At 71.3% G+C, this 13949-nt stretch carries 10 protein-coding genes; 4 read left to right on the top strand and 6 right to left on the bottom strand.

Annotated elements, in window-relative coordinates:
- Positions 1-549: 549 nt before the first annotated feature.
- Complete coding sequence (locus tag ADK36_RS39590; protein WP_048580854.1) at positions 550-1656, top strand: acyltransferase family protein; 1107 nt, start codon at positions 550-552, stop codon at positions 1654-1656.
- Positions 1657-1664: 8 nt separating this feature from the next.
- Here ADK36_RS39590 and ADK36_RS39595 read toward each other — a convergent pair whose 3' ends face one another.
- The 3 genes from ADK36_RS39595 to ADK36_RS39605 all read right to left on the bottom strand — a co-directional run bounded on the left by ADK36_RS39595 (position 1665) and on the right by ADK36_RS39605 (position 5295).
- A complete protein-coding gene (locus ADK36_RS39595; RefSeq protein WP_048580853.1) occupies positions 1665-2261 on the bottom strand; it encodes a TetR/AcrR family transcriptional regulator in 597 nt (198 codons plus the stop codon).
- A gap of 19 nt (positions 2262-2280) precedes the next feature.
- Positions 2281-4344 (bottom strand): discoidin domain-containing protein, encoded by a 2064-nt coding sequence (locus ADK36_RS39600; protein WP_048580852.1) that lies wholly within the window; start codon positions 4342-4344, stop codon positions 2281-2283.
- 174 nt (positions 4345-4518) lie between these two features.
- On the bottom strand, positions 4519-5295 hold the full coding sequence (locus ADK36_RS39605; protein ID WP_048580851.1) for a class I SAM-dependent methyltransferase: 777 nt from the start codon (positions 5293-5295) through the stop codon (positions 4519-4521).
- 207 nt (positions 5296-5502) lie between these two features.
- On the opposite strand from ADK36_RS39605, the gene ADK36_RS39610 reads away from it, so the two are divergent.
- Positions 5503-6204 (top strand): CPBP family intramembrane glutamic endopeptidase, encoded by a 702-nt coding sequence (locus tag ADK36_RS39610; protein WP_053201078.1) that lies wholly within the window; start codon positions 5503-5505, stop codon positions 6202-6204.
- 16 nt (positions 6205-6220) lie between these two features.
- Here ADK36_RS39610 and lpdA read toward each other — a convergent pair whose 3' ends face one another.
- The 3 genes from lpdA to ADK36_RS39625 all read right to left on the bottom strand — a co-directional run bounded on the left by lpdA (position 6221) and on the right by ADK36_RS39625 (position 11969).
- Positions 6221-7633, bottom strand: a complete 1413-nt coding sequence (lpdA, locus tag ADK36_RS39615) for a dihydrolipoyl dehydrogenase (RefSeq protein WP_048580849.1) — start codon at positions 7631-7633, stop codon at positions 6221-6223.
- A 154-nt stretch (positions 7634-7787) separates the two neighbouring features.
- A complete protein-coding gene (locus ADK36_RS49265) occupies positions 7788-8645 on the bottom strand; it encodes an SCO2400 family protein (RefSeq protein ID WP_048580848.1) in 858 nt (285 codons plus the stop codon).
- A gap of 132 nt (positions 8646-8777) precedes the next feature.
- On the bottom strand, positions 8778-11969 hold the full coding sequence (locus tag ADK36_RS39625; RefSeq protein ID WP_053201080.1) for an amidohydrolase family protein: 3192 nt from the start codon (positions 11967-11969) through the stop codon (positions 8778-8780).
- Positions 11970-12155: 186 nt separating this feature from the next.
- Here ADK36_RS39625 and ADK36_RS39630 point away from each other — a divergent pair, with 186 nt between their 5' ends.
- Positions 12156-12866 (top strand): ThuA domain-containing protein, encoded by a 711-nt coding sequence (locus ADK36_RS39630; protein WP_048580846.1) that lies wholly within the window; start codon positions 12156-12158, stop codon positions 12864-12866.
- Positions 12836-13948 carry a Gfo/Idh/MocA family protein gene (locus ADK36_RS39635; protein ID WP_048580845.1) on the top strand — a complete coding sequence of 371 codons (1113 nt, stop codon included), beginning with the start codon at positions 12836-12838 and terminating at the stop codon, positions 13946-13948. Before ADK36_RS39630 ends, ADK36_RS39635 begins: the two co-directional genes overlap by 31 nt.
- The last annotated feature ends 1 nt before the right edge of the window (position 13949 follow it).

Genomic DNA, 13949 nt, shown 5'->3' on the forward strand with positions numbered 1-13949 from the left:
ACTTGCTGTCCTTGCCGTGCTCCTCGTCCTTGGAGCCGCTCCAGTCGTCCTCGTCGTTCAGGAGAGTGAGCGCTCCGCCGCCCGTGTGCACACCGCCACTGGGCCCGTCGTGCTTGCTCTCCTTGCCGTGCTCCTTGCTGTAGGACTGGTCGTGGTCCTTGCTGTGGGAGGAGTCCTCGTCCTTGCTGTGGGACGAGTCCTCCTTGTCCTTGCTGTGGGACGAGTCCTCGTGGTCCCAGTCACCCGTCGTCATGGCGTAGGCTGCGGGCGCGATCGCCAGCGCGGCCGTGGCCGTCGCGGTGGCGAGCAGCATGCGGACAGAGCGCATAGTGAGTCCTTCCGTCACGGCCTGGGCGGCTGACGCTTCATCACCACTGGGGCCAGGCCTGACGTGATCCACCGTCAGCCATTCCTTCCGGTCGCACCATTCGGAGCGTTCACACGGGTTACGGCCCCACCCTGACGGCCCTACGGCCGGGCCCCCGGCCTGCGAGAAGCCGTGTCCCGCCGGAGAGGTTTGCCTCGTCCATAAGTGGTGAGACGCGTGGGATGCCGAAGCACAGCGTCACAGCCGTGGCCACCTCTCCCGCTGCCGCCACGCCGCCGCCACCTGCGCTTTCGAAGCAGCGCGACGCCTTCTTCGACAATGTCAAGTACGCGGCGATCGTGCTGGTGGCGATGGGCCATGCGTGGGAGCCACTGCGGGACGGCAGCCGGACCGTCGACGCGCTGTACATGCTCGTGTACGCCTTCCACATGCCGGCGTTCATCGTGGTCTCCGGCTATTTCTCCCGCGGCTTCGACGGCCGCCCGGAACGGCTCGAACGGCTGGTGACCGGCCTCGTCGTGCCGTACGTCGTCTTCGAGACGGCGTACACCCTGTTCACCAGGTGGACCGACCAGGAGCCGGACCGCCCGGTCAGCCTGCTGGACCCGCTGTATCTGACGTGGTTCCTGGCGGCGCTGTTCCTGTGGCGGCTGACCACACCGCTGTGGCAGCGGGTGCGCGCGCCGCTCCCCCTGGCCCTCGCCGTGGCGATGCTGGCCACCCTGTCGCCGTCCATCGGCAACGACCTCGACCTGCAGCGCGCCCTTCAGTTCCTGCCGTACTTCGTGCTGGGGCTGTCCCTGAAGCCGGAGCACTTCCGGATGGTCCGGCGCCGCGCGGTGCGGATCGCGGCCGTGCCCGTCTTCGCGGGCGCGTTCGTGGTGGCGTACTGGGCGGTGCCCCGGATGACCGGCAGCTGGTTCTACCACCGGGACAGCGCCGAGGAGCTGGGCGCGCCCGCGTGGTACGGGGCCGTGATGACACCGGTCCTGTTCGCCTGCTCGCTGGTCCTGGTGGCCTGCTTCCTCTCCTGGGTGCCCGGACGGCGGCTGTGGTGCACCGTGCTGGGGACCGGCACGCTGTACGGCTATCTGCTGCACGGATTCGTCGCCCAGGGGTCCAAGCACTTCGGCTGGTACGACCCCGCCTGGATCCACCGGCCGCTCGGCGCGATCGTCGTCACCGCCGTCGCGGCCGTGGTCGTGACGCTGCTGTGCACACCGCCCGTCCGGCGGGTGCTGCGCTGCGTGGTGGAGCCGGACATGCGGTGGCTCTTCCGGCGGGAGGCGACCGAACCGGCGCGCGACCGGGCCGCCGTCCGGGGGTGACGGCCCCGTCAGGTCTCGTGAGCCAGCCCGGCGATGTGCGCGGTGACCGTGTCGAGGATGCCGGTCCAGGCCGCGTCGTCGCCGAGCACGAGGTAGTTGAGGGTGAGGCCGTCGGTCATGGCGGCCAGGTAGCGGGCCAGTACGGGGACGGGGACGCGCAGCCGGAAGCCCATGGTCTGCCGCAGCTGCTCGATGAGCTCGGCGTACGTCTCGGCGTACAGCTCGTACTGGCGGCGTGCCAGATGCTCGAAGCCGGGCTGGCGCAGCGCGTACTGCGTCAGCTCGTAGGTGAGCATGTGCTCGTCCGGGTGGGCGCGGACGTGGTCCCAGTACGCCTGGAAGCCGGCCCGGACGGTCCCCTCAAGGGTGGCTCTGGGCCGTATGGCTTCCTTCACCACCGTCACGGAGTGGTCGGTGAGGGTGGTGATGACGGACTCGATCAGCTCCTGCTTGGAGTCGAAGCAGTAGTGGAAGACGCTCAGCGAAACGCCCGCCTCGGCGGCGATGGACCGGGTCGTCGTCCTGGGGACGCCGTCCCGGCTCATCGCCCTGATCGCCGCTTCGGTGAGCTGTCGCCGCCGCTCGGCGGACGGCAACCGTGCCATGGAGCCCCTCTCGTGGGTGTCAGCTGCTGTGGACGCCGACCTCGTGGAGGGAGTAGCCCCAGTCGGTGCCGCGCTCCAGCCCGTGGACGCGTACGTATCTGGCCGGTGTGCCGGTGAACCGGGCCGTGTCCAGGCCGCCGTCACCGGCTGTCGTGGACCAGGCGGTCCGCCAGTTCACTCCGTCGGTGGAGAGCTCGATGCGGTACGCCTTCCCGTACGCGCGCTCCCAGTCGAGGGTGACCCGCTTGACGAGCTGCGTGGACCCGAGGTCGACCTGGTACCACTGGTCGTCGCTCCAGTCGCTGGCCCAGCGGGTGCCGCTGTCGCCGTCGACGGCGCGGTTCGGCTGGTAGCTGGTGAACAGGCTCCACTCCGAGGAGCTGGCGGACGTGGTCGTGCCGCTCGCGAGGTTCACCCCGGCGGCGTGGTTCTCGGAGGCCGCCCAGGTGTCGAGGTAGGACTCTGCGCCCCGGAAGAGGTCGTCGACCACGTCCTGGCCGCCGACGCGGCGGATGTCCTCGATCCAGTCCGGGACGAGCCCGTAGTGGGCGGCGCCGTCGGTGTTCAGGTCCCAGGTGCGCTCGCCGGTGGTCTGCCGGTCGATGACGGAGCCGCCGTCGACGCTCTTGAAGGGGTACGTCACCTTGTTGGGTGCGTCCGCTCCGCGCGGTCCGGGCCAGCCGCCGACGCCGTTCATGTCGGTGCCGTAGCCGTAGCCCACGCCGTACTTGTCGCGCAGGGCCTCGGTGCGCTTCGCCTCCGCGATGAAGCCCTCGGAGCCGTGCATGTACTGGGCGATGAAGCCGCCGAGGCCGTAGACCCGTTCGGTCCAGTCGAGGTCCATCCAGCTGTGCGAGGAGAGCACACCGGGGTAGGACGCGGACTCGAAGATGTCGAGCACCCGGCCGGTGGCCTTGACGCTCATGTGGTCGATCTCCAGCATCATCTTGCGTTTCATCATGCCGCGGACGGCGTACTCGCCGAGGTCGGTGAGCCCTCGGACGTTGCACTGGGCGTCAGCGCTGTACGAGGGGACCTCCTCGCCCACCGGGAGCTTCGCCTCGGCCGCGGCCGCCGTCGCGTTGCCGATGGGGTTGTCGTGCTGCGGGCCCGTGCACTTCTCGGTCTTCCAGTAGGTGCCGGTCGACAGGAACTGCCCAACGTTGATGGCCGTTCCGAGCGAGCCGGAGTCGAAGCGCACCCCGCACAGGGCGTTGTCGAACTTGTGGCACAAGAACATGCTGCGCACTCCGAGCGCGTGCAGTTCGTCGAGGCCCTTGTCGATGTCGGCCTTGCTGCACTGCGCGATGTCCAGGATCTGCTTGCAGCCGAAGGGCTCCGAGGTCTCGACGCCGAGGATGACCGCCAGCTTGCCCTGTTCGATGACCTGGCGGGCCTGGGCGCTGTCGGTGACGATCCGGAACCAGCCCTTTCCGGTGCCGCCGTACATCTTGTCGACGAAGGCCTGCATGTCGTACGTCAGCTTGGCCTGGAGCCGGATGGACGTCATCTCGTCGCAGCTGCGGTCCTTGAAGAAGTACACGGAGCAGATCACGCCGTTGGTGACGAGGTCGTTGACGAGCACGCGCTGGCCGCCGCGCCAGGCCCGCTCCACCCAGGCGTAGTAGTTCTGCTGGTGGGTCAGCGAGTCGTGGGCGGGCCAGTCCTTGAAGGTGGGCCAGCCGTTCGGGTCGTGCTTGCCGTCGCCGCCGTTGGTGATGAAGTCGAAGATCGCGAGGGAACCGTCGGGGTAGTGCTCGGGGCAGTCCTTGAGGGCGTCGGCGACGCCCTGCTCGGAGAACGGCTTTCCGCAGATCAGACGGCCGCCGAAGGCCTCGTTGGAGAAGATGTGGTCGTGCGCGTCGACGAAGCCGCGCACCTCGCCCTTGGCGTTGGTGCCGGTGAAGGGCTCCCCCGTGACATTGACCTGCGAGTCCGGGGCCGGCCGCGCGGTCGGGTTCCACCAGTCGGTTCCGGCCGCCGAACTCGGCGTGGGGCCGAGCGTGACGGACAGCACGAGCAGGAGGAGCGACACCACGGTGACGTGTTTGCGTCTACGGTACGGGCGTCCGGCACTGGTCACAGCCCACGTCCCTCGGTCGGCGGGATGGCGGGGTCGGATTGTCATGACCTCGCAATACGTGCGACGAGGATGGCCACTACCGCTTTACGAGTCAAGAGTCCGGGACAGATGACCTACTGCGGACTGCCGGGACCCACTGGCCGGAACTGGTTGAACTTCTGACGGGCCGTCGGTTCACCCCGCGTGGGTGACCCGGATCTTGGACTGGCCGTGCGGGAGCTCCTCCCAGTCCGCCATGAAGCGGGCCCGCAGGCCATGCCTCTCGGCCAGCGCCAGGAGCGTCTCCGTGCGGTAGTAGAAGTCCTCGCGCAGGACGTGGTGTTCCTGCCCCTCGGTGCGGTCGAAGGTGAAGTCGAACCAGCCGCCGGGGGTGAGCACCCGGCCGACGTTAGCCAGGCACTCCTCGATGACCGGCAGCGGCGAGTGCGAGAAGACGCTGTGCGCGTGCACCACGTCGAAGTGGGCGTCGGGCAGGAACCGCAGCCGCAGGTCGCGTACCGGGGTCAGCGTGGGGAGCCGCTGCTGCAGCCCCATGTCCACGAGGGTGTCCTGCGCGGCGAACAGGATGTCGGGCGAGATGTCGATGCCGTAGTAGTGGCCGGGGTCGAGGTGCCGGATGAACCGCCAGCCGCCGCGCAGGTTGCCGCAGCCGATCTCCAGCATCCGGTGCTCGGGACGCAGGCCGTGGCCGAGCAGGTAGTCGAACTGCATCGCCCCGAGCGCCAGCCACCGCTCACGGTTGTGACTGCCGACCGCGGCGTCCGGGTCGGCCCGGGTGTCGGAGCGCATCACGGCACGGTAGTAGGAGACGTGGTCCGGGTGACGGCGGCGCAGCCACATGTCCCGTGCGGTGCGGGCCAGATGACGGGGCACACGGTCGGGATGGCGCAGGGCGTAGGCGACGCGATGGCCGAGGGCTGCGCGGTTGGCGGTGAGGTTCTTGGCCGGCATGGGTGGGGCCTCCCTGGGGACGCGGTACCACCGAGGATGCTCAACGGGGCGGCGCGGCGCCACAGGTGCGGGCGGGCGATACCGGACGGCCGTGCGGACGAGTTGTCGGCCGGATGAGTGAGGAATTCGTGGTTCGCCGTGGAAGATCCTCGCCGGACCCACCCCAGGACCGCGGGCAGGACCGTGACGGGGGATGCTGGACGCCGGATGCCGATCGTGTGTGCTGTCGCCGTTCTCGCCGTCGCGAACCTGCTGAACAACTGGCTCGCGCGGGGTCCTGCCCTGTACGTGGTCGTCTGCGTGACCGCGACGGCGGTCCTGCTGCTGATCGCCCGCTGGGACGGGCTCACCCTGACCGACCTGGGGCTCGACGCGGCGGCGGTGCGCAGGGGACTGCGCTGGGCGCCCGTGCTGGTCGGGGTCGTCCTGCTGGTGCTGGTGCTGCTCCTCGCCGTTCCGGCCGGGCGCGAGGCGTTCCGGGACGCCAGGGCGGCGGATCTGTCCGTGGGGCGGCTGTTGTGGGTGACGCTGGTGCGGGTGCCCCTCGGGACCGTGCTGCTGGAGGAGACGGCCTTCCGCGGCGTGCTGTGGGCCATGATCCGGCGGCGGCGCGGCACGGCGTGGGCCACCGCCGTGTCGTCGCTGCTGTTCGGGCTGTGGCATCTGATGCCCTCTCGGGGCATCAACCGCTCCAACGCCGCCGTCGCCTCGGTCTTCGGGGACGGCCCGGCCGGTGTGGCCCCGACGGTGGCCGTGGCGATCGCCGCCACGGCCGTCGCCGGGGTCGTCCTGTGCGAGCTGCGCCGCCGCTCCGGGAGCCTACTGACGCCCATGGCCCTGCACTGGGCGGTGAACAGCCTCGGTTACGCGTTCGCCTGGGCGGCCGCCCGCTGGTGGCTCGCCCGCTGAGTTCCGGGCTCCGGCATCAGAAGTTGATCATGTGACCGGCGAGGCCGTGCACCGCTTCCTTGACCGCCTCGCCGAGGGTGGGGTGCGCGTGGACGTTGCGGGCGACCTCGTGCACGGTCAGGTCCCACTGCTGGGCCAGGGTCAGCTCGGGCAGCAGCTCGGTGACGTCGGGTCCGATGAGGTGGCCGCCGAGGAGTTCGCCGTACTTGGCGTCGCTGATCAGCTTCACGAAGCCGGTCGCGTCGCCGAGGCCGTGCGACTTGCCGTTCGCGGTGAAGGGGAACTTGGCCACCTTGACGTCGTGGCCGAGTTCCCGGGCCTGCGCCTCGGTGTAGCCGAAGCTGGCGATCTGCGGCTGGCAGTAGGTGGCGCGCGGGATCATCACATAGTCCAGCTCCATCGTCTCGGCGTCCGCGATGGTCTCGGCGGCGATGATGCCCATGGCCTCCGCGGCGTGCGCGAGCATCAGCTTCGCGGTGACGTCGCCGATGGCGAAGATGTGCGGGACCGAGGTACGGCAGCGGCCGTCGACGTCGATCGCGCCGCGTTCGGTGACGGTCACGCCGGTCTTGTCCAGGCCGTAGCCGTCGATGTTCGGCTGGAAGCCGATCGCCTGGAGCACCTTGTCGGCCTCCAGGACCTGCTGGGCGCCGTCCTTGCCGGTGACCGTGACGCGCACCTGCTCGCCGGACTCGTCGACCGCGTCGACCCGGGTGGAGGTCAGCACGTCGATGCCCAACCTGCGGTACTGCTTGGCGAGTTCGGCGGAGACCTCGGCGTCCTCCAGCGGGGCCATCCGGTCCAGGAACTCGACGATGGTGACCTTCACGCCGTAGTTGTGCAGGACGTAGGCGAACTCGACGCCGATCGCGCCGGCCCCCGCGATGACGATCGAGCGCGGCAGCTCCTCGGCCAGGATCTGCTCCTCGAACGTCACCACGCGCGCGCTGCGCCGGGTGCCGGGCAGCAGCTTGGGCGAGGCGCCGGTGGCGATGATGCACTGCTCGAAGCCGATGGTGCGGGTCTCGCCGTCGTAGCCCGCCACCTGGAGGGTGTGCGGGTCGAGGAAGGTGCCGCGGCCGTCGATCTCGGTGATCTTGTTCTTCTTCATCAGGTAGTGGACGCCCTTGACCCGGCCGTCCGCGACCTTGCGGCTACGGCGGAACGCCTCCCCGAAGTCGAAGGTGACCTGCCCGTCCACCTTGATGCCGAACGTCTTCGCCTCGCGGGTGAAGATGTGCGCCAGTTCGGCGTTGCGCAGCAGCGCCTTGCTGGGAATGCAGCCCACGTTCAGACAGACGCCGCCCCAGTACTTCTCCTCCACGACCGCCACCCGCTTGCCCAGCTGGGCGGCGCGGATCGCCGCGACATAGCCGCCGGGGCCCGCTCCGAGTACGACGACGTCGAAGCGCTCGTCCTGCTCGACCATGGGGAGTTTCCTTCCTGAGGGCATCGTCCTGCTCTGCTGGTGCCGACCGCCGTCAGGCGTCCGGCTGCTTCCAGCATGACCGCATCCACGAGGTTGTGTGGGGTTGCGGGAGGGTGACGGTGATCTCAGGTGGCAGGCGTGTTGCAGGCCGTCATCAGCCGAGGCACACCACGTTGAGCACGCAGAGCTGCGCCGGGGAGGTCTCCTCCGGGGCCGGGCTCGTCGGCGCCGGGGTCGCCCCGGAGTCGGCGTTGTCGGTCGGTGTCGGGTCCGGCGTCTGCTGCTCGGCCGTCTCGCCGCCGGTGTTGTCGCCGGAGTTGGTCCCGCCGGGGTTCGAGGAGACGGTCTGCGTCTGCGGGACCGTGGTCGCGCCGGGACTCGGCGTGGAGGCGACGTCCGGTCGGGTGAACTGCCGGGTGGCGCGCGGCGTGGTGACGGGCTCCCGCGCGGCGTCGGTCGGGGACACATGTGTGGAGGGTGTGTCGGTGCGCGGGGCCTTGCGGGTGTCCGGCGGAGTGGACACCGGGCGGGTGAATTCCGTGGCCTGCTGCTCCGTGGCCGCCGTCTTCGGGTTCTCCGGCGCGGTGGCCGCCTGTGCCTTGTCGGTGGTCCCCCGGTTCATCGCCGAGACGGTCAGGCCGCCTCCGACCAGGGCGACAGCGGTCGCGACCACGGCCCGGCGCTGGTTCTTCTTCCAGCGGGCCCGCTGGCGACGCCGCGCGGCCCGGCCCTCCGGGGCGACGGGCACGCCTTCCCCGTCGGCGGGCGGGGCGACGGGCGCCGTCTCGTCCAGGTCGGCGGACGGCACCGTCTCGTCCCGGAAATAGCCGTCGTACCAGGTGTCGGCGGCGGAGGGTTCCCATGCGGCCGTTCCGGTCGCCACCGCGCTCGGCGCGGCCGGCACCGTCGGCCCCCCGATCGCGGAGGGATCGATGTCCGGGGCGTAGGCGCCGCACCCAGGGCACACGAGGGCCCCGTTGAGATGCCGTCGGCACGAGGAGCAGTAGTCCATCTGCGTTCATCCTGGGGGTCGCACGGGGAATCGAACGGCTCGCAACGCTAACGAGGCTTTGGACGGGCTGTGTGCAGCCGGAGTGATGCTCCTGCGCAGATGTCCCAGGAAGTGTGTGTGGACCATGACCACTCAGACTTCACAGCACCCCTCGCGGCGCATACGGCGGCTCACCTCCAGCCACTCGCTCGCTGTGCCCGTGTCGGTCTCGAAAGCGTCGACCAGATCCATCTGCTCGAAGAGCACCCCGCCCCGCAGGACCGCCGTCGTACGGATGAGGGTGGCGAAGTCGGTGAACGGGTCGCCGTCCACGACCGTGAGATCGGCGAGCTTGCCCTCCTCCACCGTGCCCAGGTCGGCGTGGGCGCCGAAGGCCCGCGCGGGCAGCAGGGTCGCGGTGCGCAACGCCTCGGCCGGTGACAGGCCGGCGCGGTGCAGGGCGCGCAGGGCGAGGTGCAGATGCAGGCCGACCGGGACGAGTGGCTGGTCCGTGCCGAGCGCGACCAGTCCGCCGCCCGCGAGGATACGCCGGTAGACGCTCATCTCCCTTGCCAGCGTGCCGAGTTGGGCGTCGGTCGGTGGCTGCCCGGCCCCCTCGCGGACGAGCGCGGTGTCCCACGGCGGCATGAGGGCGGTGACCCGCGGGTCGTCCGCGAGCGCGGGGTCGGCGCCCAGCAGGGCCAGTGCGGTGAACGGCGTGGCGACGAGGTGGAAGTCGGTGGCGGTGTAGATCTCCACCACATCCTGGTACGTCCGCCCCGCCGCGGAGGTCGCGTGCCCGAACTCCAGCCGCTGAGTCGCCTGGAGGTGGGTCGTCAGGTCCTGCCCCACCTGCACACCGGGACTGCACAGGTGGCTGCCGCTGCGCACCCCGAGCCGCTCGTGCCCGAAGTCCGCGGCCTCCTTCATCACCCACCCCGGAGCCCGGACGTACGTCTTGACGAAGTCCCAGTCCAGCGCGGCCCCGCGCGCCAGCGAGCGGCGCAGGCCCTCGCGGGTGCGGTGGGCGCGGCCCATGCTGTAGGCGACCCTTGCCCCGTCGAGCAGTTCGCCGGTGGTCAGCAGCCGGGGTCCGGCGAGGGCACCGGCGGCCACCGCCTCCCGGATGCGGGCCTGTTCGTAGGCGAAGCCGCCCAGGGAGACGGCCGTCGTGATGCCGTACGCGAGTTGCAGTGCGGTCTGGCGGCCGCCGTACGTGGTCTGCCACGGGTGGGTGTGCGCGTCCCACAGGCCCGGGATCACTGTGCTCTCGCTCGCGTCGACCCGGTGTGCGGCCGGGCGGCCGGTGCGGTGCGCGGAGACCTCGGCGACCCGTCCGTCGCGGATCACGACGTCGATGTCCTCGCGGACGTCCTCGCCGGTTCCGTCCCAGAAGCGGCCGGCGCGCACGACCGTGTCCGCCGGGCGGGTCCTGCGGTAGTCCAGCGGGACGCGGACGGTACGGGTCCTGCCGCTGCGGATGTCGACGAGGCGCAGGGTGCCCGCGGAGAGGTAGAGCAGGGTGCGGGCGTCGGCGGACCAGGACGGGTGGTCGGCCGGTTCGGTGGTGAGCCGGCGTGGCGCACCGTGCGGGGTGCCGTCGGCCCGGACCGGGAGCAGCCACAGCGCGGACTCGGCGATCACCGCCATCCAGCGGCCGTCCGGCGACCAGACGGGGCCGGAGTCGTAGCGGTCGGAGAGCGAGGTGTGCGGGGCGAGGGCGTGCAGGGCGGTGGCCCGGGTGGTCGTGTCGACGACGCGGATGAGGTTGTAGCCCTCGCGGAAGCGCTGGTTGAGGCGGTTGCGGTCGCAGAGCGCCACATAGCGGCCGTCGGGCGACCAGCTGGGCCGGCCGGGCAGCCCGCCCGCGCCGAGCGGGGCGGCCAGGACGCGTTCGGCGCCGTCGAGCAGGTCGCGCACCACGAGGTTGCCGGACACGTCCAGGCAGGCCAGCCGCGTCCCGTCCGGCGAGAGCGCGGGGAATACCCGGCCGCCCGCCGCGAGCACGGTCTCCGCGCCGGAGCCGAGGTCGCGGCGCCGTACGGCGAACAGTCCGTCCCGGTCGTCGGCGTACACGAGTGCCGTGCCGTCGGGTGTCCACGTCGGCGCCGACACATAGCGCGTGGCGGGCACTTGAAGCACTTTGCGGGGCGCTCGGCCGCCCGTCGTCCCGGCGGTCCACAGCGCGTTGAGCGCGGCGAAGGCGACGCTGCGGCCGTCCGGCGACAGGGCGGGCAGGTGCAGCGCGCGGACGGGCCGGGCGCCCGCGCCCTCGAAGTCGTACGCCTTGCCGCGGTAGCGGGGCCGGTTCACCGGCAGCGTGGCCGTGAAGGGAATCTCCTCGCCGTCCCCCGGCGCGTCGGGGTCGACCAGGCGGAAGTGTCCGTCGACCGTGAGGAGCAGCCGCTCGGTGTCGGTCCAGCGGGGCGGGGCGGGGAGGACGTCGCCCGCCACGGCGACCGGCTCGCCGTCCACGACGAGGGTGCAGGAGGCGGCGGGTGCGGCTGTGGTCCGCAGGTGGGCCAGGCGCCCGGCGGGCGAGACGGCCGGGGTCATGAGCTGGGCGCCGGAGTCGTCGGTGTACTCCACGGTGACGGGGCCCGACCCGTCGGCGGCCACGGACGCGATGGTGGTCGCCCGGAGCGTGCCCGTCGCGGTGACACCGGCCCGTACGAACAGCACCCGCTCGCCGTCGGGCGACCAGGCCGGGTCGAAGTCCTCCCAGCGGGCGTCCTGTCCGGGGCCCTGCTGACCGGGGCGCCCGGTGAGCCGGGTCGGCGCGCCGGTGCGCACGTCCACGACCCAGATGCGGTACGGGGCGCCGGTGACGGTGTCTCCACCGCGCTCGGAGGCGAACGCGATCCGGGTGCCGTCCGGCGACCAGGCGGGACCTCGGTCGTCCCAGGGTCCGTCGGTGAGCTGCCGCAGCCCGGTGCCGTCGGGCCGCAGCGTCCAGAGGTGGAAGCCTCCGCCGCGGTAGGCGCAGACGACGAGGCGGCTGCCGTCGGGCGAGAACTGGGGGCGGGTGGGTTCGAGTCCGGGCGCGCTGACCGGGACCGCGGTGCCGCCCTTCCTCGGGAGGGACCAGAGGACGTTCTGAACCTCGGCGACCAGCCGGTCACCGGACGGGGCGAGGGTCGCGGAACCACCTGTGGCGGCGGTGAAGGAGAGGGTGGTCGCAGCGGAGGCGGCGGCCGCGGCCGGCGTATCGCCCATCACCGACGCCGTGGCCGTGGCTGCTGCTGTCGCGGTGGCGGTGACCTGGAGGAATCTACGGCGGGAGAGCGGGCCGGAACGGCGGGCGTCTGCGGTGACTGACGTGGCTGACGTGTCTGCGAGGTCCAAGAGAGCTCCCAGGACGCGGAGTTGACGAGCCGGACAGGAGAGACCACTGATGGCAACGTACGTCGCGGAACCCGGTTACGGGCCCCGCCCCCGAGCGAAAATTTCGCGGAATCCGGCGACTCTTTCCTGAGGGCGGGCGCCTGGCGCATAGTGAGGGCGCTGCTCTGCGACCCATGAAGGGACGAGATGACGCGGAAGAAGGCCCTGGTGGTCCGAGGCGGATGGGAGGGGCATCAGCCGGTCCGGGCCACGGAGCTGTTCCTGCCCTTCCTCCGAGGCAACGGATACGCCGTCCGGATCGAGGAGACCACCGACGTCTACGCCGACGCCGACGAGATGGCCGACACGGATCTCGTCGTGCAGTGCGTGACGATGTCGCAGATCAGCGCCGAGCAGTTGGCGGGGCTGAGTGCGGCGGTCGTGGCCGGCACCGGCTTCACCGGCTGGCACGGCGGGATCGCCGACTCGTTCCGCGCCTCCTCCGACTACCTCCATCTGGTGGGCGGGCAGTTCGCGACCCATCCGGGCAAGGAGCCGTGTGAGCGCCGGGGCGGCGAGGAGGACAACTACCTGCCCCACGTCGTCAACATCACGGACCTGGGCCGCGAGCACCCGGTCACGGCCGGCATCGAGGACTTCGAACTGGACACAGAGCAGTACTGGGTGCTCCACGACGACCTGATCGACGTACTGGCCACCACCACGCACCCCGCCCGGCCGTGGCAGCCGTGGCACCGCCCCGTCACCTCGCCGGCGATCTGGACCCGGCAGTGGGGCGACGGCCGGGTCGTGGTGACGACGCCGGGGCACAGCCTGGACGTCCTGGAGAACCCGAGCGTCCGCACCGTCATCGAGAGGGGCATGCTGTGGGCGACGCGCACCGCATCGGCGTCGTAGGGCTCGGGGTCATCTCCCGCGCCTACCTGGACACGCTCGTCGGCCATCCCGCCGTGCGGGTCACCGCGGTCGCCGACCTCGACGCCTCCCGGTCGGCCGCGGTGGCCGCCGAAGTGCCCGGCGTCGAGGCGCTGACCGTCGCGGAGTTGCTGAGCAGCCCGGACGTGGACACGGTACTGAACCTCACCGTCCCCGCCGCCCATGCCGAGATCGCCCTCGGCGCCATCGGCCACGGCAAGCACGTCTACGGCGAGAAACCGCTGACCGCCGACCTCGCCGACGCGCACGCCGTGATCGAGGCCGCCGCGAAGGCGGGGGTCGGTGTGGGGTGTGCGCCGGACACGGTCCTGGGCACCGGCGTCCAGACGGCCCGGGCGGCCGTGGCAGCGGGGAGCATCGGACGCCCCCAGTTCGCCACCGCCGTGATGGTCACGCCGGGGCACGAACGCTGGCATCCCCACCCCGACTTCTACTACACGGCCGGGGGTGGCCCGCTGCTGGACATGGGGCCGTACTACCTCGCCTCCCTGGTCCATCTGCTCGGTCCGGTGCGGGCGGTGGTCGGGGCCTCCGGCCGGCTGCGCGCCGAGCGCGTCATCGGGTCCGGGCCGCGCGCGGGCGAGCGGATACCGGTCGAGGTGGACAGTCATGTCTCCGGAGTGCTGGAGCACGTGAGCGGGACCCTGACGACCATCACGACGAGCTTCGACGGTGTGGCGACGACCGCCGCGCCGATCGAGGTGCACGGCGAGACGGGCACCCTCACGGTTCCGGATCCGAACCGCTTCGACGGTGAGGTGCGGCTCTTCGAACTCGGCGCCACCCAGTGGCGTGCGCTCCCGCCCTCGGCGGGCTACGTCGACGGAGCCCGGGGCGTCGGACTGCTCGACTTCGTCGCCGCCGACGAGCGGCGGGCGCCCCGCGCGAACGGCGAACTCGCCCTGCATGTACTGGAGACGATGAGCGCGCTCCTCCGCTCGTCGGCCGAGGGGCGCCGTATCGAGCTGTCGACGTCGGCGAAGGTGCCTGTTCCCGTTCCTCTGACGGCTGCGGAGGTCTGGAGGGGGCGCGGAGCCTCCTGAC

It is taken from the genome of Streptomyces viridochromogenes, assembly GCF_001270495.1.
Classification (GTDB): domain Bacteria; phylum Actinomycetota; class Actinomycetes; order Streptomycetales; family Streptomycetaceae; genus Streptomyces; species Streptomyces viridochromogenes_A.

What these genes read in the sequence shown, in the direction of transcription:
- ADK36_RS39610 (WP_053201078.1), top strand. Translation starts at nt 5,503, where the DNA reads ATGCCGATCGTGTGTGCTGTCGCCGTTCTCGCCGTCGCGAACCTGCTG.
- ADK36_RS39590 (WP_048580854.1), top strand. Translation starts at nt 550, where the DNA reads ATGCCGAAGCACAGCGTCACAGCCGTGGCCACCTCTCCCGCTGCCGCC.
- ADK36_RS39630 (WP_048580846.1), top strand. Translation starts at nt 12,156, where the DNA reads ATGACGCGGAAGAAGGCCCTGGTGGTCCGAGGCGGATGGGAGGGGCAT.
- lpdA (WP_048580849.1), bottom strand. Translation starts at nt 7,633, where the DNA reads ATGGTCGAGCAGGACGAGCGCTTCGACGTCGTCGTACTCGGAGCGGGC.
- ADK36_RS39595 (WP_048580853.1), bottom strand. Translation starts at nt 2,261, where the DNA reads ATGGCACGGTTGCCGTCCGCCGAGCGGCGGCGACAGCTCACCGAAGCG.
- ADK36_RS49265 (WP_048580848.1), bottom strand. Translation starts at nt 8,645, where the DNA reads ATGGACTACTGCTCCTCGTGCCGACGGCATCTCAACGGGGCCCTCGTG.
- ADK36_RS39605 (WP_048580851.1), bottom strand. Translation starts at nt 5,295, where the DNA reads ATGCCGGCCAAGAACCTCACCGCCAACCGCGCAGCCCTCGGCCATCGC.